Here is a 19,908-nt window from a genome sequence, read left to right as displayed (position 1 = left end):
TGCGGCGGGCATGCGCGCCGGTCAAGGCAGCACCGCGTTTACACCGGGGGCCGGTCTGCCAGCAGGCGGCTTTCCTTTTGTTTCAAAACCCTGCGGGCGGCAGGGTAGCCGCTGCCTCCGGCCAGTGCGAGATCGGGGAACAGCGCCAGGATCTCCTGCCTCGCGGCGGCAGCGCCGCCGTCCAGAAGCTGGCTGCCGGGCTGGAAGCTTTCGGTCCAGAGACCGTTTGAGAACACCGCCTGATGGCGCTCGAACAGCAGGTGCACATAAGTGGTCCGGGCAACCGGCTGCCTGGCGACGCCCGGATGCGCCTGCAGGTGGGCGGCTGCAGAAAGCACCTCCGGCTCTTCGAACAGCATCTGGCAGGCGGCGCCTTTCAGCAGCAGCCGGTGCTGCGGCGAGATCCAAAGATCCTGGGCAGGCTGGCCGGGGCCAAAGGCATCGGCTGCAACCCGCACCGGCTGCAGATGCGGGCAGGCCTGCATCCAGTCAGGCCCGATCCGGCGGATGCCAACCCAAAGAACCGGTTGAAAACCATTGTCGCGGGTCAGCACCCGGTCGCCGGGGCGCAACCGTTCCACCGGGCGCAGACCCTGGTCGGTGCAGATGGCGGTGCCGGTCACGAAACAAGGCACAAAGCTGTCGTATTGGGAGGTGCCGGTATTGCTGCCGGAGGTTTTCTGGTACCGCGCGCCGTCCTTCAGCGGGGTATCGGTGGAAAACCCCCAAACATCCTGCGTGACGCCGTTCCGGGAAAACACGGTGATGGTGATGACCGGGCCGAACGGATTGCCGCCGGCATCAAGCTGTTGCACGTAGTGGTGCGATTCGGCCTCGACCGGGGTGCCGCTGGCCACCATGGAGCCGCCATCGACGATGGTATGGCCGCCTGACTGGTCATCCTCCATCGTATCAGCATCGCCGGCAGTGTCGTCGAGAGTGACCTGTTCAATGGCGTAGCTGGAATCATAGATGAAAACCGTGCCAACGGGGGTGTCCGAATTGTTGATGATCGAGCTGCCCGGCGTCATATGGGGGGAGCCGTCATCGACGGTAAAAGCGTCCGCATTGAACGCGCTTAAAGTTCGTATCGCCATTTCGGCCCCCGGCAGAACGATCTGAGGTGCAGTCGCTTTCGCGAGGGTTTTGCGGTGTTTTGTCTAATGCCGGGTTAAGGCGCCGCAGAAAGGCAGATGAATTTTTCGATGCCTGTTTGGCTAAGTGCGGTCACGTGTGAAATGCTGTTTTAATCATGCATTTCAGAGGTTTGTTTGCTTGATTATGGCCTGCGGCGAACCGGCGCAGGCGGCCGCGCTGCATGGCCGCGCCGGGCCTGCGGTCCTTACTGCCGGCCAAAGGTAAAGCTAAACGGGTTGGCTGAGTTTCAGCCTTGCGCGGGCAGGCTCAGCCCTCCAGCCCCCAGCCGTCCGGTGCGAACCCGTGGGACAGGGCAGCGCGGGTGGCCACTTCCTCGCCGATCCAGATGCCGGTGGCGGAAATGATCTGCTCCGGCAGGGTGGCGATCAGGCAGGGGGTGCCGTCTTCGGTGTTCTCTGCGCTGACCCAGCTGCAGCTGTAGCCCTCGCGGCTGAGTTCCTCGGCCAGGGGCTGCCAGTCAGCGCCGTCGCGGGCGGGGACAAAGAAGTAATCAACGTCCGCCGCCTCGGGCAGGCCGTGTTCGGCCCGCAGATCGTTGAACGCCGCAACAGTTCCGGCCCGCTGGGTTTCGAAATCATGCGGCATCCGGGCCTACTCCTGCTCAGCCAGGAAGCGTTCGGCGTCCAGTGCTGCCATGCAGCCCATGCCGGCTGAAGTGACCGCCTGGCGGTACTTGTGGTCGGTGAGGTCGCCAGCGGCAAAGATGCCGGCAATCGAGGTTTCGGTCGAGCCGGGTTTGACCTGGACATAGCCGCCGTTGTGCAGCTCCAGCACGTCCTTGACCAGCTCATTGGCGGGGGCGTGGCCGATGGCGACAAAGACGCCTTTGCAGGGGATTTCCTTTAACTCGCCGGTTTGCACGTTCTTGACCACGATGCCCTCAACCCCCAGCGGGTTTTCGGTGCCCACGACCTCTTCCAGGGTGTGGAACCACAGCGGTTTAATCTTGTCGTTTTTCATCAGGCGGTCGATCAGGATCTTCTCGGCGCGCAGCTCGTCGCGGCGGTGGATCAGGGTCACCTTGGAGGCGAAATTGGTCAGAAACAGCGCCTCTTCCACGGCGGTGTTGCCGCCGCCGATCACCACGATCTCCTGACCGCGGTAGAAAAAGCCGTCGCAGGTGGCGCAGGCGGAGACGCCGAAACCTTTGAATTTTTCTTCCGATTCCAGACCCAGCCATTTGGCACGGGCACCTGTCGCCAGGATCACCGCATCGGCAGTGAAGGTTGTGCCGCTGTCGGCCTTGGCCACAAACGGGCGCGCGGACGCATCGAGCGAGGTGATATAGTCGCCGATGACCTCGCAGCCCATCGCCTGGGCGTGCTCCTGCATCTTGATCATCAGGTCGGGGCCCTGCACCTCGGTGAAGCCGGGGTAATTCTCGACCTCGGTGGTGGTGGTCAGCTGGCCGCCGGGCTCAATGCCCTGAACCAGAACCGGTTCCAGCATGGCACGGGCGGCATAGACCCCTGCGGTATAGCCTGCAGGCCCGGAGCCGATGATCAGAACCTTGGTGTGGCGCGTCTCGCTCATGTGTGTTCCCCACGTAATGCAGCCTGGCGGGCGTGCCGCCGTCAGACACTGCATATAGCGGTAGGGACCGCGGGCTTAAACCCCCAAGGCTTAGCATGCGGCGGGGTGCAAATCTGCCGGGGAGGCGCGCATTGCGGCTTGCGCCTTTGGGGTGCAAAGAATATTGCGCGGCGATGAAACATTATTGCGCGGCCCGGCGGCGGTGCTATAAGAAACGCAAATTCCACAGGAGCATTGAACATGGTCACAACCCGCCTTGATCCGATCGATCGCAAGATTCTGTCGGAGCTTCAGGCCGATGGGCGGATGACCAATGTGGAGCTGGCCAAGCGGGTCGGCATTTCGGCGCCGCCCTGTCTGCGCCGGGTGCGCGCATTGGAGGAGGCCGGTCTGATTCACGGCTACCACGCCGATGTGAATTCCCGCGAGCTGGGGTTCGAGGTGCAGGTTTTTGCCATGGTGGGGCTGGAAAGCCAGGCCGAGGTGGAGCTGAGCGCCTTTGAGGAGAAATGCCGCAGCTGGCCCTTGGTGCGCGAGTGCCACATGCTGAACGGCGAGGTGGATTTCATTCTGAAATGCGTCTCACCGGATCTCAGCACCTTCCAAAGCTTCCTGACCGGCGATCTGCTGACCACGCCGAATGTGGCCAGCGTCAAGACCTCGCTGGTGATCCGCGGCGCCAAGGATGAACCGGGTGTGCCGTTTGAGGTGCTGGAAGAGCGGCTGGCCCGCGAGGCATAAGGTGCGAACACGCAGCGGTCTGACATGAAAAGCCGGGCAGCAGCGTGCCCGGCTTTGTTGTGTATTGCGGGGCCGTCAGGTGCCCCTTCAGCTTACAGAACGGCCGGGCTGGATCTGTTGCTGCCGGCCCTGGAATAAGCCAGCGGGCCAAAGTCCCGGATGCTGTCGGCATGGGCAAACATGTTCAGAAACAGTGTCTTGATCGCGTAACTGGCCAGTTTCAGCGCATCCGGCCCCGGATGGTAGGTCTCAAATTCCAGCCCGCCTATGGTGATTGCTGCGTGATGCGGCAGGCAGAGGTGGTACATGTCCACCGGCGTCGGCGGGGCGGTTTCAAAGATGCTCATTCCGTCCTGGAACTCCGCAACCGGGGTCAGCAGCTGTCCGCTGTCCGCGCTCTGCAGATGCGGCGGGGTGCGCAGCAGCCGTGCCGCAGGTCCGGCAACAAGGCTGGAAGCCGGTTTTTGCAGGCCCAGGCTGTCGGCCATGAAGCTGGTCAGGCGGTGGCTGCGGCCGCGGCTTCCGGGGCGTGCGGGCAGAATGCTGGTGTGGCCGATCCAGACAAGCGGCTGGCTGCCGCCGCCGCTGGTCAGGATGTCATCGCCGGGCAACAGGTCTTCGATGGCAACCGGGCCGTTGGCGGTTTCCACCAATGAGCCGCGGGAAAATGCGCAAAAGGCGTCTTCGAACAGCGGCAGGGCAGGCGCAATGTGGCGGGTTTCGGAAATCGCACCGCTGGGCAGGAGGCTGCTGACCTCATAGCGCCGCAATTGCGGCTTGGTTGCACTGCGCAGCGCTGCCGGATCCTGCAGGCACGCATTGGCTTCAATTGCATTGGCTGCAGCTTTCTGCAGCGAGTGGGCGATGGTCATGCTGCCACCTTTCCTTTCAAACTGCCCGCTTGCATCGGCCCCCACCGGCAACACAGACGTGCTTGAACGTTATGTATGTGCTCTAAATGGCGGGATTTAATTCTAATTGTCAAAAAATCTGAAGCAAACTGGTTAACATCAGGCCGGTCCTTACACCGTTGCGGGCGGGTTCCGGCGGCAGGCCGGAGCGGAGTTAAGACGATTCGGCTAAGGAAGCGTCAAGCGACCGCCGGCGTTTGCTTAGACCGGTTGGGTGCCCTGACGGCGGCTGGCCGGGCTGGCGCGTTTGCGCCAGGGGAGGCCGCCGGCAGGGCACCCGTCCCCGGCGTTAACCCAGTTTCTGCTTTGCGGCCCGGCTGCGGGGCTGGCTGCAAGTCTGGCCATCGCGGCGGCGCGCGGCGGCCCAAGGCAGAGTCACGGTCTCGCTCTTGGCGGAGCGGATGATGGAGGCAACAAAACGCTTGTTCATCTTCATGGTCTGGTCTGTCCTTCGCCGGGCAGCCGGCCTGGATGCGGGGCGGCTGCTGCTAGTGTTGTTCTGACCTTTTTATGAGTAACCTTTGCGCCGCGAATATGACCGGATACGGGCAATTTCACCCGTGCGCCGCAGCGGCGCACGGTATCAGTCCGCCTGGTGAGGTTGTGGTTAAGGTGCTGGAGAGGAATAAGAAATTACCATCTTGCTGCGGGGGTGCCGCAGCGGAAGGTAAGGAATGCGGCGAAATTTAATAAAATTCGCCACAATTTCCCTGGTTAACGGAGCCTTAAAGCCTGATGCAGGAGATCAGGCGGCCGTAGTCGGCCTCTTTCGCGTGGGTCGCGCGGCGGTAGGAGTAGAATTTCTCAGGCTCGGAGTAGGTGCAGTGACGGGTCCATTCGGCCATGCCTGCACCGGCCTGGCGCAGTTTGTGCAAGCCCAGGCCCGGCAGGTCGAACAGGTAGCGGCCGCCTTCGCCATTGGCAAAGAACCGGGCGTAGCCGTCGTCCTGCATCACGAAATTTTCAAAGAACTCAGGGCCGACCTCATAGGCGCGCTGCGAGATCGCGGGGCCGATCACTGCCGCCGTGTCCTCGCGCCGGGCGCCGAGGCCCTCCATTGCTTCCAGCGTGGCCTCCAGCACCCCGTCCAGAGTGCCACGCCAGCCCGCATGGGCGGCGCCGATGACGCCGGCCTCGGGGTCGCAAAACAGCACCGGCTGGCAGTCGGCGGTCAGTATCGACAGCGCCAAACCAGGTATATTGGTGACCATGGCATCGGCGCGGGGGCGGTCCTGCGAGGGTTCTGTGACCACCAGCACATCGGCGCTGTGGACCTGATGCACGGCGCTGAGGTTCTCGGGCGGCACCTCCATCGCGGCGGCCACGCGGGCGCGGTTGATCTGCACTGCTTCGCGCTGATCGGTGGAGCCCAGGCCGCAGTTCAGCCCGTGGTAGATGCCCGAGGAGGCGCCGCCCCTGCGGGTGAAAAAGCCGTGCCGCACCGGGCCAAGCAGATCGGACGTGAGAATTTCAAGCGTCATGGGTTCAATCCTGGCAAAGGAGCGGCCGTCGAGGGATAGAGGCCGAGCACTTTGAACAGGTTTCCCATTTCATCGGGGTGCGTCAACCGCCGATGTGCGGCGATCAGGGAGTCCAGCGGCTCACCCTGCAGCGGCGCGGCCAGGGCGCGGGCGCGGTCAGTGATGCCGAGACGCTCCAGAAACACTCCCTGCGGGGTGAGGCGAGTATAGGCGCAACCGGCGGTTTTGGCGGCTATTGCCAGCGCCTCGAAATCCACATGGGCGGTCAGGTCGGCCTCGCCGGGAGCCAGCAGCGGATCAGCGGGTTTATGCGCGCGCAAGGCTTGCAGGGTATCGCCAAGGGCGCGCCAGTCGCCATAATCCACGATCAGAGCCGCGCCGCCATGGGCAGCGATTCGGGATGCGATGGCCTGGGTGACGGGGGCGGCGGCGTCGCAAATTTCAACCAAATCGCCCTCCTGGGTGTCTTGCAGGCGGTGATCCAGGGCGGGCTGCGGCGCGGCGGGGCTGAGGCCGAAGGCCAGCCTGCCGTCTGTCAGGCCGATGCGCCGTTCGCTCCAGCTACCGCCGCTGCGGATGAATTGGCGGATGGGCAGGGCATCAAAGAATTCGTTGGCTACCAGCAGTAGCGGCTGGTCCGGCAGGGCGTCCGCAGAGTTCAGCCATTCGGGGCGTATGCCTCCAGCGTCCTGGCTTGGGTGCTGCGCAGTTTCGGGGAGGCCTCGATCAGTTTGATCTGCATCGCCGCATGGAACCCCGGCACGCCGCGGGTGGCGCGCAAGAGGTCCGCCATCAGGGTGCCGCGGCCCGGTCCCAGTTCGGCAAGCGTGAAGGGGGCCGGGGCGCCTTGGTCAAGCCAGCATTGGGCCAGGGCGAGGCCGATCAGTTCGCCGTACATCTGGCTGATTTCCGGCGCGGTGGTGAAGTCTCCCTTGGCGCCCAAGGGGTCACGGGTGGTGTAATAGCCATACTGCGGGTGCAGCAGGCACTCCCCCATATAGGCGGCAACAGACATCGGGCCATCCGCCTGGATGCGGGCGGCAAGGTGATCTGCCAGGCTCATGCCGGGCTCCGGGCGGCATGGCCGGCGCGCAGCAGGAACCAGAGGCCGATGGCGATCATCGGCAGCGACAGCGCCTGGCCCTGGGTGATCCCGAAGCCGTCGATATGCCAGGCCAACCCCAGCGGATTGCCGGGAGAGACGAACTGCGCATCCGGCTGGCGGAAGAACTCAACTATGAAACGGGCGAGGCCGTAGCCCGCGAGGAACACGCCCAGCAGGCGGCCCGGGGTGTGAAACGCATTGCGGCGCCAGGCGAGGTACAAGAGCAGGGCGCCGAGGATCAGCCCCTCCATCCCTGCCTCATACAGCTGCGAAGGGTGGCGGGCGCAAAGCTGACCCAGCGCCTGGCCGCAGTCCTGCGCGGCGGGGCCGGGGAAGGCGACGCCCCAAGGCAGATCGGTGGGGCGCCCCCAAAGCTCCGCATTGATGAAGTTGGCCAGCCGTCCCAGCAGCAGGCCCGGTGCCACGGTATGGGCAACCAGATCGGCGATCTGCAGTTTCGGGATGTTGTGGCGCGCGGCATAGATCAGCGTCGCCAGAACCACGCCGAGCAGGCCGCCGTGAAAGGCCATGCCGCCCAGCCAGATCTTCAGGATCTCAGCCGGATGCGCCAGGTAATAGGCGGGCTGGTAGAACAGCACAAAACCCAGGCGCCCGCCCAGGATCACGCCGAGGATGATCCAGGTCAGCAGATCCTCGACCTGCTGCGGCTTCATCGGCGGCTGCTGCGCGGGCCACAGCCCAGGACGGCGCAGGGCCGCGACGGCCAGCCGCCAGGCAATGACGATCCCGGTGATATAGGCCAGCGCATACCAGCGCAGGGCGAACTCAAATGAGCCGAGGGAGATCGAGAAAATCTCGGGCGAAAGGTCGGGGAATTGGATCATGGCCTGCATATGCGTCTGAATGCCTCTGGTCTTCGGGGGAAGTCAACGGCTTGCAGCCGCGCGCCCGCTTCCCCATATAGGAGTCAGCCCTGAGACGGAGAAGAGCATGCAGACCCGCAACAAGATCCTGGACGATATTTCCCAGCTGATGACCAATGCGATGGGCGTGGCCCAGGGCGCCAAGGACGAGGCGGACACCGCGCTGAAAAGCATGATCGACCGCTGGCTGGCCGACCGTGATTTCGTCACCCGCGAGGAGTTTGACGCGGTGCGCGCCATGGCACAGAAAGCGCGCGAGGAGAATGAGGCGCTGAAGGCGCGGCTGGATGCGCTGGAGGCCGCGCAGAAATAACCGGGCGGTGCTGGCCTGAGAATGAGCCTGCTGCGGCGAGATGCTGCGGCGGGCTTTTTTGTGCCATGGTGAACGCGCATAGCAGATCTGCGGTGACGCAGGGGGGGCATGCGCCGCTTTACGCATGCTGGGCCGGAAACCGCACCGCCTTTGCGGAAGGTGCGGCGCGAGCTGGACAGCGAAGCACGGCTGGTTGGCCGGGTCCGGGATCACGAACTGTGCGGGGGCCGCGTTCCGATAAGCGTTCGGCCGGGCCGCGGGTGAAGCAGTCGCTGAAGCTTCATGCCTTGTGGCCCGGTTTGTTCGCGATGCAGAACTTCGGGGCTGTGCTCGCGATGGACCGTGCCGGCTGCGGTCAGACCGAAATGATCCAAACGGCAATCAAGCTTACGGTCAGATAGACAAGCGTGTTGACCATCCAGCGGATGAGGCCGGCTTCGCCCTCCGGGTCGACGCCCAGGCGTTCACAGACTTTGGTTCCAGGCCACAGAAATGCTTCGGACAGTGTCATGGGGCGGCTCCTTAATGGGTAAGCGCGGTGAATAAAGAAACACCTAAAAGAATAAATACGCATTGTAAATGCTTAATTTGTGCAGCGGGAGGCCGGTCGAACGCACGCATGGTTTTGCAAGAGAGCAATCAGCCGGGGTGATGCTGGGCCGGGTGGAATTGTCCGGTGCGTGATCCGGCCGGAGACCGTACAGGAAGCAGTTTCAATTCTGGATTTTAAATGCTACGCAGAGGCCGGCATCTAGGGGGCTGTGGATAGTTCATCCACAAGTTATTGCAGATATCCCCAAAATAAGGGTTGCCAGATCATCAATTCAACCCCACCATATCTTGTATGGGAGCGGGGATGCGTCCCCGGCCCGTAGCAGAATAAACTAGCTATAGGGAAACTCTGTGCCCGGTAAGCTAGGCAAAGAGAGAGGTGGCAAAATGGCACTATCCGAGCTTCACTTGGAAGAAGACATCCACCCCATAGACATCGTCGAGCATTTGGCGTCGCACCATGATTGGGACTTTGACCGGGTTGGTGATGACCAGATTGCCATGTCGGTCGAGGGGCAGTGGCGCACCTATTCGCTGACGCTGGCCTGGTCGGGCTATGAGGAATGCCTGCGGCTGGTCTGCAGCTTTGAAATGGAACCCCCGGAGGCCGAGCTGCCGCGGCTCTATGAGCTGATCAACAGCATGAACGACCAGTGCTGGGAAGGCTCCTTTACCTATTGGGCGGATCACAAGCTGATGCTGTTCCGCTATGGGCTGATGCTGTCCGGCGGCCAGATGGCCAGCCCGCAGCAGATTGATGCAATGCTGAAAGCCGCGGTGGCCAATGCCGAGCGCTATTACCCGGCAATCCAGCTGGCAGTCTGGGGAAAGCGCAGCACCCAGGACGCGATGCAGGTCGCCATTGCAGAGGCATACGGGCGGGCGTAAACCTTGCCCTGAACCTGGGATTTAGGGGAGGGGCTTAAGATGGATATGCAAGAGATCGCCGCGCGCGGGCTGGTACTGCTGGGCTGCGGCAAGATGGGATCGGCGATGCTGGCCGGATGGCTGGAGGGCGGATTGCCCGCGGCGTCGGTCTGGGTGATTGACCCGCACCCCTCGGACTGGCTGCAGGGCACTGGGGTGCACATCAACGCAGAGCTGCCCACGGCGCCGGGCATCGTGCTGATTGCCGTCAAGCCGCAGATGATGGGCGCCGCGCTGCCGGTGCTGCAAAGCTACGGCAACGGCGCAACCCTGTTCATTTCCGTTGCCGCGGGCACCTCGATTGCCACCTTTGAGGACGTTCTGGGGGCGCAGTCGCCGATCGTGCGGGCGATGCCGAATACACCTGCAGCTGTCGGGCGCGGAATCACCGCGATTATCGGCAATGCACACACCAATAATGCGGATCTGGACCGTGCCGAGGGGCTGCTGCAAGCCGTCGGGCAGGTTGTGCGGCTAGAGAATGAGGGCCAAATGGATGCCGTCACCGGCGTCAGCGGCTCGGGCCCCGCCTATGTGTTCCACCTGATTGAGACTTTGGCAGTCGCGGGCGAGGCACAGGGGCTGCCGGCGGACCTGGCGATGAAGCTGGCCAAGGCGACTGTTGCGGGCGCCGGCGCGCTGGCGGAGGCGGCAGAGGAAAGCCCCAGCCAGCTGCGCATCAATGTGACCAGCCCGAACGGCACCACCCAGGCAGCTTTGGAGGTGCTGATGGATGATGACGACGGTTTCCCGGCGCTGCTGAACCGGGCTGTGGCTGCGGCCACGGAACGTTCAAAGGAGTTGTCGCGTGGCTGAGATCACTTTTGACGAGTTTCTGAAGGTCGACGTCCGCGCCGGTGAAATCATCCGTGCCGAGCCGTTTCCCGAGGCGCGCAAGCCGGCAATCAAGCTTTGGGTCGATTTCGGGCCGGATATTGGCGTAAAAAAGAGCTCAGCGCAGATTACGGCGCATTACATGCCGGAAACGCTGGTGGGCAAGCAGGTTCTGGCCGTCGTAAACTTCCCGCCGCGGCAGATCGGCACGTTCATGTCAGAGATCCTGGTTCTGGGCCTGCCGGATGAAAACGGAGAGATATTCCTGGCCGGGCCTGATGGAAAGGTCCCGCTGGGCGGGAGGATGCACTGAGATGAAAATCTGGATTGCGCGGCCGATGACGGCAGCGGTCACGGCACGGGCGCGGGAGGCGTTTGGTGATCTGGAAATCCGTGAAACCAACGCGGTGATGAATGAGGCAGAGATGCTGCGCGCCCTGGCGGAATTCGACATCGTCGTGCCGACGCTGGGCGACAAGTTCACGGCTGAGATCTTTGCCAAGGCGGGCACGCCCCGCTGCAAGCTCTTGGCCAATTTCGGTGTTGGCTACAACCATATCGACGTGGAGGCCGCCCGCGCGGCAGGGGTCGAGGTGACCAACACGCCGGGGGCAGTGACTGATGCCACCGCCGATATTGCGATGACGCTGATCCTGATGTCTGCGCGCCGTGCCTCGGAGGGCGAGCGGATGCTGCGCAAGGGTGATTGGGCGGGCTGGCATCCGACCCAGATGCTGGGGCTGCACGCGACTGGCAAGCGCGTCGGCATCGCCGGTATGGGCCGCATCGGCCAGGCAATTGCGCGGCGCTGCCATTTCGGCTTTGGCATGGATGTGTCCTACGTGGCGCGTTCGGCGAAGGATCTGGACTTCCCGGCAGACCGCGCCGGCAGCCTGATTGATCTGGCGGGGCAGGTGGATTTTCTGGTTGTGGCGGTGCCGGGCGGCGCTGAGACCACGCATCTGATCAACGCCGAGGTTCTGGGCGCGATGCAGTCCCACGCCCATCTGATCAACATCGCCCGTGGTGAAGTGGTCGAGGAGGCGGCGCTGATCGACGCGCTGCAGAACCGCCAAATCGGCGGTGCCGGGCTGGATGTCTATGAGTTCGAACCCAAGGTGCCGCAGGCGCTGATCGATCTGGATAACGCCACTCTGCTGCCGCATCTGGGCACCGCCACCGAAGAGGTGCGCAGCGATATGGGCCATATGGCGCTGGACAATGTCGCAGCCTATCTGAATGGCGCGGCGCTGCCCAACCGGGTCTGAAACATGTCTGCCTGAGCCGCGTTCCGGCTCAGGCGTCTTTGGGCTTGTCCCGGCGGTGGTCCCAGGCGGGATCGTCACGCTTGATCCTGCGGGTGGCATAGGTGCCTGCCGGCCAGGCCAGGATGGCACCGATGGCGGCGCAGACCAGAATGGCCCTGACTGAGTAGTACCCCAGCACAAATGCGGTGATGACGGCTGCCCCGGCGATGCAGGCGCCAATCATGATGGACAGGTGAAAGCGCAGCTTGCCGGCCAGCGGGTCGCCCAGAGGGGCGTGGTTTGTCATGACGGCCTCCTTTGGAAATGGTCCAAAGAGTATAGCACAGATCGCGGCAGATTGTTTCGGGCGGCTTACTCGGCCGTTTTGCCGCTGCGCAGATCGCCCGCCGCCTCGCGCCAGTGGCGGCGGCACAGCGAAACATAGGTCTCATTGCCGCCGATCTGCACCTGGTCGCCCTCGGTCAGCACCCGGCCCTGATTGTCCTGGCGGACCACCATAGTGGCTTTTTTGCCACAGTGGCAGATGGTGCGCACCTCGCGCATTTCATCCGCCAGCGCCAGCAGGGTGGCGGAGCCGGGGAACAGCTTGCCCTGGAAATCCACCCTGAGGCCGTAGGCCAGCACCGGCACCCGCAGATCATCGACAACGCGGGCCAGCTGCCAGACCTGATCGGGCGTCAGGAACTGCGCTTCATCGACAAAGATCGCCGCCACCGGGCCGCGTGCCAGACGCTGTTCAATGCGGGTGTAAAGGTCGTCGCCCGCGGCAAACATATCCGCTGCTTCGCCGATGCCGATGCGCGAGGCGATTCTACCCTCGCCGGCGCGGTCATCCAGCCGGGCGGTCAGCAGGTAGGTATCCATATGGTTTTCGCGGTAGTTATGCGACGCCTGCAACAGCACCGTCGATTTACCCGCGTTCATGGTGGAGTAGTTGAAATAGAGCTTGGCCATGGGGCCGGGGTTTACCCGTCCCGGCTTGCGGGGAAAACCGGATTCGTGCCGGTTTTTAGGGGTGGATGTAACGCCGTGGCGGGAAGGCTCACCGGGGCGGGTATGGCCAGGGAGGAACAAATCCCTAAAACGGCCAAGCCGAATGCCCCGGAGAGCCCAAGTACCGGGCAGACCAATTACCCTAACAGCGGAACGTCACTCACCCCGTTCCGCTTTGCACTGAACAACTGATGCCAATTGCATCAACCCACTCGCTAAATCCCTGAAAACCTGAGGGATGGATAAGGTATCGCAATTCCTCTACAAGACAGAAATGGGAAATTAACCGGTTCGTTCCCCATGGGGGCGGCGGTCAAGCCAGGTAGGATTTAAATGGCTGAAATCGGGTCGTATCTGAAGAAACACACCGAAGCTTTGGTAAAGGATGTCGGCATCGAAGCCGCCTGCCAGATCACGGGGAAGTCCAAGGCAACACTGGGGCGCTATTACTCGGACAATGCCGAACACACAGACCGGTTCATGCCGGTGGATGCAGTGGCCAAGCTGGAAAGTGCTGCGTCTTATCCGCATGTGACCTCGGCGCTGGCGGAGCTGAAGAACATCACCCTGTCTTACAACGGCAACGGCTCTGCCGAGGAGACCGGGCGCAGCGGCGGTGTGAATGCGGATGTGATTGCGCTGAGCCAGCGGTTTGCCCAGCTGATGAGCGAATACCAGGAAGCGATGGAAGATGGCATTATCACCGTGAACGAGGCCAAGCGGCTGCTCAGGGAAACGGTGCTGTTGCAGCAGGTTCTGCTGGATATGAAGCTGCACCTGGAGGAAGACAGTGCCTGAGACCGGTGACGGGGGCAGCCTGCCTGCCATTGCGGAAAGTGAGCTGCATCCGATTGACGTGGACGCGCTGGTGGCACCTGGCGATCCGCGCCACGCGCCGCGCATTCTGCTGCTGTACGGCTCCCTGCGCGCGGTGAGCTATTCCCGCAAGGCGGCTGAGGAGGCTGCGCGGGTGCTGCAGGCCTTGGGCTGCGAGACGCGGATTTTCGACCCTTCCGGTCTGCCGCTGCCGGATGATGCGGGTGCGGCGGAGCACCCCAAGGTGGCAGAGCTGCGCGATCTGGCAGTCTGGTCCGAGGGGATGGTCTGGTCCAGCCCGGAGCGCCATGGCGCGATGACCGGTATCATGAAGCTGCAGATCGACTGGCTGCCGCTGTCGCTGCAGGGCGGCATCCGCACCACGCAGGGCAAGACGCTGGCGGTTATGCAGGTCTCGGGCGGCTCGCAAAGCTTTAACGCAGTCAACCAGATGCGCATCCTGGGCCGCTGGATGCGGATGCTGACCATCCCGAACCAAAGCTCGATCCCCAAGGCATGGCTGGAGTTCGGGGAGGGAGAGCGCCTGCCGGAAGGCCCGTTCTACCGCCGTCTGGTGGATGTGATGGAAGAGCTGGTGAAATTCACCTGGCTGGTGCGGGGCCGCAAGGATTACCTGACCGACCGCTATTCGGAGCGGCTGGAGAGCGCTCAAGAGGTGCATCAGCGGGTCTCGCAGAAGTAGCCTGCGGGCAGTATGCCCTTGTCTGCAGACAAACCTAAGCCCCGGCTCTGCTGCCGGGGCTTTATTGTTTCAGATGACCGGTATCACCGGCACGTCGCAGGATGGCAGACAGGCAGACAGGCAGACAGGCAGACAGGCAAACGGGCAAGCGGGTAAGCGAACGGCACAGGCATTGCGGTGGCTTGGAAACCTTATTCCCGCATTTAGTGTGGTGTGCGGTTAAGCAATTGGGCGGCCTTCCCCCTGGCGTTTAGGCAATTGTTAAGGCTCATTTCCGCCGCAATCGGGCCGTGAAGTTACCGCCTGCGCTGGAAACCGCATGGAAACGGGGGAAAACCTGAATTTTCTTCCTAACGAAACCCAGCGGATTTTCCCTTGTTTTTAGGGGTTTTTATAAAAATCGCAGGCGCCCGTTAAGTAAATAAGGGGTTCGGGAGCTTCGGTCCCGGCACAGAGACAGCGCGTTAAGGTTTTGTTAATTCTGTCTCATTCTGCGCATATTTCTGCCCGCGCGGCACCGCAGCAAGCCGCATTCCAGCCTCAGGGCTCACCGACCATAGCGATGTGGGAAAATGGAGTGGGTCATGAGACAATTACTGGGAATTGCCGCCGCAGTCTTGATAGGTTTCAGTACTGCAGCGGCCGTGGCCGGGCAGGCGGCCCGGGTGCAATCTGTGCCGGGTTGGGAGGCCGTGGGGCGCCTGAACATCGGTGGCAAAGCCATGTGCACGGCCAGCCTGATCGCGCCGGATATGGTGCTGACGGCGGCCCATTGCATGTATGACATCCGTAGTGGCCGGGCCGTGAACCCGCGGAGTATCAAATTTGAGGCAGGTCTGAACGGCCGCCGCGCCAAGGCGTCGCGCCAAGTGGTCAAGGCTGTTGTCCATCCGGGCTACCGGCATGGCCGGACCGGCCAGTTTCAAACCGGAACAGACATTGCTGTGCTGCGTCTGGACAGCCCGATCAGTGCAAATGTGATCCGCCCGCTGGTGCTGGCCGCAGCGCCGGAGCGCGGCATGCGGGTGGATGTGATGTCTTATTCGCACCGCAATGCGACCTCGCCCCGGCTGCAAAGCGCCTGCCAGGTGATTGCGGCGCGGCAAAGCTCGCTGATCACCACATGCCGGGTCGATTTCGGGGCGTCCGGTTCACCCGTGCTGCAAAAGCGTCCGGGCAGGGCGCCGCAGCTGGTCTCGGTGATCTCTTCCAAGGCCCGGATGGGGGGCAGGGGGGTGTCGCTGGCCGCACCGCTGGGGGATGCGCTGCAGGCGCTGATGCGGCAGGCGGGGTGACCGCAGCCGCCGCTGCGGCCCAATAGCCTGCTGCTGAATAAGAGCGGCAGGACGCGAAGCAGCCCCGTTTGGTTCCCCGGGGCTGTTTCCTTTTGCAGCACGCCGTCCTGCGGTTACTGGCTGCTGAGGCGGACCTCTTCCAATGGATAGGCCAGGCTGTCCTGATCCTCCCAATTCATGTGGCAGCCTGCGCAGAAGCTTTGCTTGATCTTCATTTCCTTGCCGCTGGGCAGGAGGGCTGCATAAAGCCAGTCACCGGCCTCGGGCGCACCGCCATCGGCCAGCTTGGTCATGATGAACAGCGGACCGGGAACGGCGTTGCCCTTCTTGACCTTGAAGCTTTCCTTGGCCAGAACCGACCCCGCGGGCATCACAAAGCCTTCTTCGGCGAACTTCAGATATTGTTCAGCGGCAATGCCGTTTGCAAAGGTCTGCAGGAACCGCTCGCCATGCGGGCCGGCAAGGGCCGGCCGGGTTGACGTCACCTGCCAGGAGCGGAAGTCAGCGCCGACCGGATCGCCGTTCTTGGCGTAGCCTTCGGCCATTTTGGCCTCGATGCATTCGTAGATCTTAACAACGGCCTCTGCTTCAAGTTCCGAGGGGTCGCCATCCACAGGGCAGTCCTGGGCAATTGCGCCGGCCGGTACAAGTGCCAAAAGTCCTGCGGCAATCTTTGTCGGTAAGTTCATGGCCTTTCTCCCTGAGTTGTAATGCTGCGGGTCGTGTTGTGCTGTTCACGGTCGCACAGTTCAGGGATTTACCGGGTCACAACTCTACACGGCTGTGTGAAAGCACAGCACGCAAAGGAAAAGCCCCGGGCGTTGCCGGGGCTTTAAAAACATAACGTTGAAGCGTCCGGGCAGAGGGTGCCTAGCCCTGCAGCGACTTCACTTCGACGTCCCCTTCGGCCTGGGCCTTGATCGCCCGTGCAGCGGCATTGGCGCCGGCTGCGGTGGTGAAGTAGGGGATCTTGTCATAAAGCGCGACCGAGCGCATTTCCTTGCTGTCCTCAACGGCTTGCGCGCCCTCAGTCGTGTTCATCAGCAGCTGGACGCCGCCGTCCTTGAGCATGTCCACAACGTGGGGGCGGCCTTCATAGACCTTGTTCACCAGCTCGCACGCCACGCCCTGGCCTTCGAGCCAGGTCTGGGTGCCGCGGGTGGCGACCAGGGTAAAGCCCTGCTCCACCAGGATCTGCGCCGCTTCCAGCATCAGCCGGCCCTTGTCGGCATCCTTGATCGAGACGAAGGCGCGGCCCGAGGACGGCAGCACCATGCCGGCCCCCATCTGCGCCTTGAGGAAGGCGCGGGCAAAGGAACGGTCCCAGCCCATGACTTCACCGGTGGAGCGCATTTCGGGGCCAAGGATGGTATCGACGCCGGGGAAGCGGGCAAAGGGCAGCACCGCTTCCTTGACCGAGAACCAGGGCATATCCGGGTCGGCCAGGGTCATCGGATCGGCCATCGGGGTGTTCACGTCATAGCCCGCGTCCGGCTTATAGGGCGCGCGCATCGGGAAGTTCGACAGCGGCTCACCTGCCATCACACGGGCCGAGATCGAGGCAATGGCGCTGTCGGTTGCCTTGGCGACAAACGGCACCGTGCGCGACGCGCGCGGGTTCACCTCAATCAGATAGATTTCCTCTTCGCCGGCGTCATTGGGTTTGATCGCGAACTGGATGTTCATCAGGCCAACCACATTCAGCGCTTTGGCCAATGCGAATGTCTGTTCCTTGATCTGTTCGATCACCGGCTTGCCAAGCGAGTAGGGCGGCAAGCTGCAGGCACTGTCGCCCGAGTGCACGCCGGCCTCTTCGATGTGCTGCATGATGCCTGCCACATGCACGTCTTTGCCGTCGCAGATCGCGTCCACATCCAGTTCAACCGCGCCGGCCAGGTAGCTGTCGAGCAGCACCGGGCTGTCGCCGGAAACCACCACCGCCTCGGCGATGTAGCGTTTCAGCTGGTCCATGTCGCGGACGATTTCCATCGCCCGGCCACCCAGCACATAAGACGGGCGGATCACCAGCGGGAAGCCGATTTTTTCTGCGATTTCCAGCGCTTGCTCGTCCGTGGAGGCGATGCCGTTGTTCGGCTGCTTGAGGCCCAGGTTGTTGACCAGCGTCTGGAACCGTTCGCGGTCTTCGGCCAGGTCGATGGCGTCGGGCGAGGTGCCGAGGATCGGGATGCCTTCCTCTTCCAGCGCGTTTGCCAGTTTCAGCGGGGTCTGGCCGCCGAACTGCACGATGACGCCGTGCAGGGTGCCGTTGTCCTGCTCTACCCGCAGGATTTCCATCACATGCTCAAACGTCAGCGGTTCGAAATACAGCCGGTCCGAGGTGTCATAGTCGGTCGACACGGTCTCGGGGTTACAGTTGATCATGATGGTCTCATAGCCCGCGTCGGTCAGCGCAAAACAGGCGTGGCAGCAGCAGTAATCGAACTCGATGCCCTGGCCGATCCGGTTCGGGCCGCCGCCGAGGATGACCACTTTCTTGCGGTCAGAGGGGCGTGCCTCGCATTCGACGTCGCCAAAGGCGGGCGCTTCATAGGTCGAGTACATGTAGGGTGTCTGCGCTTCGAATTCGGCGGCGCAGGTGTCGATCCGCTTGAACACGGCGTTGACGCCGGCCGCGCGGCGGGCCTTGCGGACCTCAGCCTCGGTCTGGCCGGTCAGCTTGGCAAGGCGGGCGTCGGTGAAGCCCAGCATCTTGAGCGCGCGCAGGCCTTTTTCGTCCGTCGGCAGGCCGCCGTCGCGGACTTCATCTTCGGCCTCGACGATTTCGCGGATACGGGCCAGGAACCAGGGGTCGAATTTGGTGACGCCAAAAATTTCATCATCCGTCAGCCCGTGGCGCATCGCCTGGGCGATGGTGCGCATCCGGTCCGGGGTCTGCAGGCTGATCGCCTTGAACACCGCCGCTTTGTCCGGCGCACCGGGGATATCCACTTCGTCAAAACCGGTGAGGCCGGATTCCATCGACGCCAGCGCTTTTTGCAATGATTCATGAATGGTGCGGCCGATCGCCATGGCCTCGCCCACCGATTTCATCGCGGTGGTCAGATACGGCTCGGAGCCGGGGAATTTCTCAAACGCGAATTTCGGGATTTTTGTCACGACATAGTCGATGCTCGGTTCGAACGATGCCGGGGTCACCTTGGTGATGTCGTTGTCCAGCTCGTCCAGAGTGTAACCCACCGCCAGCTTGGCGGCGATCTTGGCAATCGGGAAGCCGGTCGCCTTGGACGCCAGTGCCGAGGAGCGCGACACCCGCGGGTTCATCTCGATCACCACCATACGGCCATCGGCGGGGTTCACCGCCCATTGCACGTTGGAGCCGCCGGTTTCCACGCCGATCTCGCGCAGCACGTTGATCGAGTGGGTGCGCATGATCTGATATTCTTTGTCGGTCAGCGTCAGCGCCGGGGCCACGGTGATCGAATCGCCGGTGTGGACGCCCATCGGGTCGATGTTCTCGATCGAGCAGACGATGATCGCATTGTCCGCCTTGTCGCGGACCACTTCCATTTCGAACTCTTTCCAGCCCAGCAGGCTTTCATCCACCAGGATCTGGTTCACCGGGGACGCGTCCATGCCGGTGCGGCAGAAGTGGATGTAGTCTTCGCGGTTGTACGCGACGCCGCCGCCGGTGCCGCCCATGGTAAAGGCCGGGCGGATGATCGCGGGCAGGCCGATGTCGTCCAATGCTTCCAGCGCGATGCGGATGCCTTCGTCCAGATCTGCCTTGCCGTCCTCCAGCTTGGGTGCGGTGACGATGGTGGCGCGCGGGTTCTCAATGCCGAGGCGGTCCATCGCTTCGCGGAACAGTTTGCGGTCTTCAGCCATTTCAATGGCATCGCGGGTAGCGCCGATCATCTCGACACCGAATTTCTCGAGCACGCCCATTTCTTCCAGCGCCAGCGAGGTGTTGAGCCCGGTCTGCCCGCCCATGGTCGGCAGCAGCGCGTCGGGGCGCTCTTTCTCGATGATCTTGGCGACCACTTCCGGGGTGATCGGTTCGATATAGGTGGCGTCGGCCAGGCCGGGGTCGGTCATAATGGTGGCGGGGTTGGAGTTCACCAGGATCACCCGGTAACCCTCTTCGCGCAAAGCTTTGCACGCCTGGGCACCGGAGTAGTCGAACTCGCAGGCCTGCCCGATGACGATCGGACCGGCTCCGATGATCATGATCGACTGGATGTCGGTTCTTTTAGGCATGGCCATATTCCTTTGGTTGACGTGCGGGCAGCTTTGAATCAGGGGCACTGGCAAGTGCCCAAATTGTCCTGCGTTATAGGGACCGCGCTGAAAGGTTCAAGGGGGATCGGAAACGGAATTGGAAATGCCGCATCCACCCCTTTTGTTCGCATAGCGAACGTTTATATGTGGGGGCC

At 62.7% G+C, this 19,908-nt stretch carries 21 protein-coding genes and 1 pseudogene; 9 read left to right on the top strand and 13 right to left on the bottom strand.

All coding sequences use genetic code 11. The features are described from left to right. Positions 1-38 precede the first annotated feature (38 nt). From ETW23_RS13580 to trxB, 3 genes are all read right to left on the bottom strand, one after another. A complete protein-coding gene (locus ETW23_RS13580; protein WP_134830296.1) occupies positions 39-1,097 on the bottom strand; it encodes a Hint domain-containing protein in 1,059 nt (352 codons plus the stop codon). A gap of 307 nt (positions 1,098-1,404) precedes the next feature. After that, positions 1,405-1,743: a ribonuclease E inhibitor RraB gene (locus ETW23_RS13575; RefSeq protein WP_129370216.1), complete on the bottom strand. Its 339-nt coding sequence runs from the start codon at positions 1,741-1,743 to the stop codon at positions 1,405-1,407. 6 nt (positions 1,744-1,749) lie between these two features. After that, positions 1,750-2,691, bottom strand: a complete 942-nt coding sequence (gene trxB / locus ETW23_RS13570) for a thioredoxin-disulfide reductase (RefSeq protein ID WP_134830295.1) — start codon at positions 2,689-2,691, stop codon at positions 1,750-1,752. A 240-nt stretch (positions 2,692-2,931) separates the two neighbouring features. Here trxB and ETW23_RS13565 point away from each other — a divergent pair, with 240 nt between their 5' ends. Then, positions 2,932-3,432 carry an Lrp/AsnC family transcriptional regulator gene (locus ETW23_RS13565; RefSeq protein WP_027258143.1) on the top strand — a complete coding sequence of 167 codons (501 nt, stop codon included), beginning with the start codon at positions 2,932-2,934 and terminating at the stop codon, positions 3,430-3,432. 92 nt (positions 3,433-3,524) lie between these two features. Here the strand turns inward: ETW23_RS13565 and ETW23_RS13560 are convergent, their stop codons facing one another. The 5 genes and pseudogenes from ETW23_RS13560 to lgt all read right to left on the bottom strand — a co-directional run bounded on the left by ETW23_RS13560 (position 3,525) and on the right by lgt (position 7,783). Further along, positions 3,525-4,304 (bottom strand): Hint domain-containing protein, encoded by a 780-nt coding sequence (locus ETW23_RS13560; RefSeq protein WP_134830294.1) that lies wholly within the window; start codon positions 4,302-4,304, stop codon positions 3,525-3,527. A gap of 328 nt (positions 4,305-4,632) precedes the next feature. Continuing rightward, positions 4,633-4,779 carry a hypothetical protein gene (locus ETW23_RS25185; RefSeq protein ID WP_167738116.1) on the bottom strand — a complete coding sequence of 49 codons (147 nt, stop codon included), beginning with the start codon at positions 4,777-4,779 and terminating at the stop codon, positions 4,633-4,635. Positions 4,780-5,068: 289 nt separating this feature from the next. Continuing rightward, positions 5,069-5,824 (bottom strand): peptidoglycan editing factor PgeF, encoded by a 756-nt coding sequence (gene pgeF, locus ETW23_RS13555; protein WP_134830293.1) that lies wholly within the window; start codon positions 5,822-5,824, stop codon positions 5,069-5,071. Further along, a pseudogene (locus tag ETW23_RS13550) lies at positions 5,821-6,887 on the bottom strand (class I SAM-dependent methyltransferase). Before ETW23_RS13550 ends, pgeF begins: the two are co-directional and overlap by 4 nt. Further along, positions 6,884-7,783, bottom strand: coding sequence for a prolipoprotein diacylglyceryl transferase (gene lgt, locus ETW23_RS13545; RefSeq protein WP_134830292.1), 900 nt, complete (start codon positions 7,781-7,783; stop codon positions 6,884-6,886). Before lgt ends, ETW23_RS13550 begins: the two are co-directional and overlap by 4 nt. Positions 7,784-7,880: 97 nt before the next feature. Between lgt and ETW23_RS13540 the strand changes: the two genes are divergently transcribed. After that, complete coding sequence (locus tag ETW23_RS13540) at positions 7,881-8,126, top strand: accessory factor UbiK family protein (protein ID WP_019296037.1); 246 nt, start codon at positions 7,881-7,883, stop codon at positions 8,124-8,126. Positions 8,127-8,481: 355 nt separating this feature from the next. On the opposite strand, the gene ETW23_RS25180 is transcribed toward ETW23_RS13540, so the two are convergent. Beyond that, positions 8,482-8,637 (bottom strand): hypothetical protein, encoded by a 156-nt coding sequence (locus ETW23_RS25180; RefSeq protein ID WP_164982705.1) that lies wholly within the window; start codon positions 8,635-8,637, stop codon positions 8,482-8,484. Positions 8,638-9,065: 428 nt separating this feature from the next. Here ETW23_RS25180 and ETW23_RS13535 point away from each other — a divergent pair, with 428 nt between their 5' ends. The 4 genes from ETW23_RS13535 to ETW23_RS13520 are packed head-to-tail and all read left to right on the top strand — an operon-like array spanning position 9,066 to position 11,707. Continuing rightward, on the top strand, positions 9,066-9,566 hold the full coding sequence (locus ETW23_RS13535) for a YbjN domain-containing protein (RefSeq protein WP_129370222.1): 501 nt from the start codon (positions 9,066-9,068) through the stop codon (positions 9,564-9,566). A 39-nt stretch (positions 9,567-9,605) separates the two neighbouring features. Next, on the top strand, positions 9,606-10,421 hold the full coding sequence (gene proC / locus ETW23_RS13530; protein WP_134830291.1) for a pyrroline-5-carboxylate reductase: 816 nt from the start codon (positions 9,606-9,608) through the stop codon (positions 10,419-10,421). Next, positions 10,414-10,752, top strand: coding sequence for a tRNA-binding protein (locus ETW23_RS13525; protein WP_134830290.1), 339 nt, complete (start codon positions 10,414-10,416; stop codon positions 10,750-10,752). Before proC ends, ETW23_RS13525 begins: the two co-directional genes overlap by 8 nt. 1 nt (position 10,753) lies before the next feature. Next, positions 10,754-11,707, top strand: coding sequence for a D-glycerate dehydrogenase (locus ETW23_RS13520; RefSeq protein ID WP_134830289.1), 954 nt, complete (start codon positions 10,754-10,756; stop codon positions 11,705-11,707). 28 nt (positions 11,708-11,735) lie between these two features. Here ETW23_RS13520 and ETW23_RS13515 read toward each other — a convergent pair whose 3' ends face one another. Both ETW23_RS13515 and ETW23_RS13510 read right to left on the bottom strand, forming a co-directional pair. Then, the gene (locus ETW23_RS13515) at positions 11,736-11,993 is read right to left on the bottom strand and encodes a hypothetical protein (RefSeq protein WP_237456217.1); all 258 of its coding nucleotides are present in this window, start codon (positions 11,991-11,993) and stop codon (positions 11,736-11,738) included. Positions 11,994-12,058: 65 nt separating this feature from the next. After that, a complete protein-coding gene (locus tag ETW23_RS13510) occupies positions 12,059-12,661 on the bottom strand; it encodes a thymidine kinase (RefSeq protein ID WP_134830288.1) in 603 nt (200 codons plus the stop codon). A gap of 372 nt (positions 12,662-13,033) precedes the next feature. On the opposite strand from ETW23_RS13510, the gene ETW23_RS13505 reads away from it, so the two are divergent. The 3 genes from ETW23_RS13505 (at position 13,034) to ETW23_RS13495 (ending at position 15,514) form a co-directional block, all read left to right on the top strand. After that, positions 13,034-13,498 (top strand): hypothetical protein, encoded by a 465-nt coding sequence (locus ETW23_RS13505; RefSeq protein ID WP_129370227.1) that lies wholly within the window; start codon positions 13,034-13,036, stop codon positions 13,496-13,498. Then, positions 13,491-14,219: an arsenical resistance protein ArsH gene (arsH, locus tag ETW23_RS13500; RefSeq protein WP_134830287.1), complete on the top strand. Its 729-nt coding sequence runs from the start codon at positions 13,491-13,493 to the stop codon at positions 14,217-14,219. The genes ETW23_RS13505 and arsH overlap by 8 nt, the downstream gene beginning before the upstream one ends. Before the next feature lie 584 nt (positions 14,220-14,803). Beyond that, positions 14,804-15,514, top strand: coding sequence for a serine protease (locus tag ETW23_RS13495; protein WP_129370229.1), 711 nt, complete (start codon positions 14,804-14,806; stop codon positions 15,512-15,514). 113 nt (positions 15,515-15,627) lie between these two features. Here ETW23_RS13495 and ETW23_RS13490 read toward each other — a convergent pair whose 3' ends face one another. Further along, complete coding sequence (locus tag ETW23_RS13490) at positions 15,628-16,203, bottom strand: cytochrome P460 family protein (protein ID WP_134830286.1); 576 nt, start codon at positions 16,201-16,203, stop codon at positions 15,628-15,630. A gap of 181 nt (positions 16,204-16,384) precedes the next feature. Further along, a complete protein-coding gene (gene carB / locus ETW23_RS13485; protein WP_134830285.1) occupies positions 16,385-19,732 on the bottom strand; it encodes a carbamoyl-phosphate synthase large subunit in 3,348 nt (1,115 codons plus the stop codon). Positions 19,733-19,908 lie beyond the last annotated feature (176 nt).

Source organism: Leisingera sp. NJS201 (assembly GCF_004535885.1).
Taxonomy (GTDB): Bacteria; Pseudomonadota; Alphaproteobacteria; order Rhodobacterales; family Rhodobacteraceae; genus Leisingera.
Note: the sequence above shows the minus strand (reverse complement) of the source record. Positions and strands in the feature narration are given on the sequence as shown.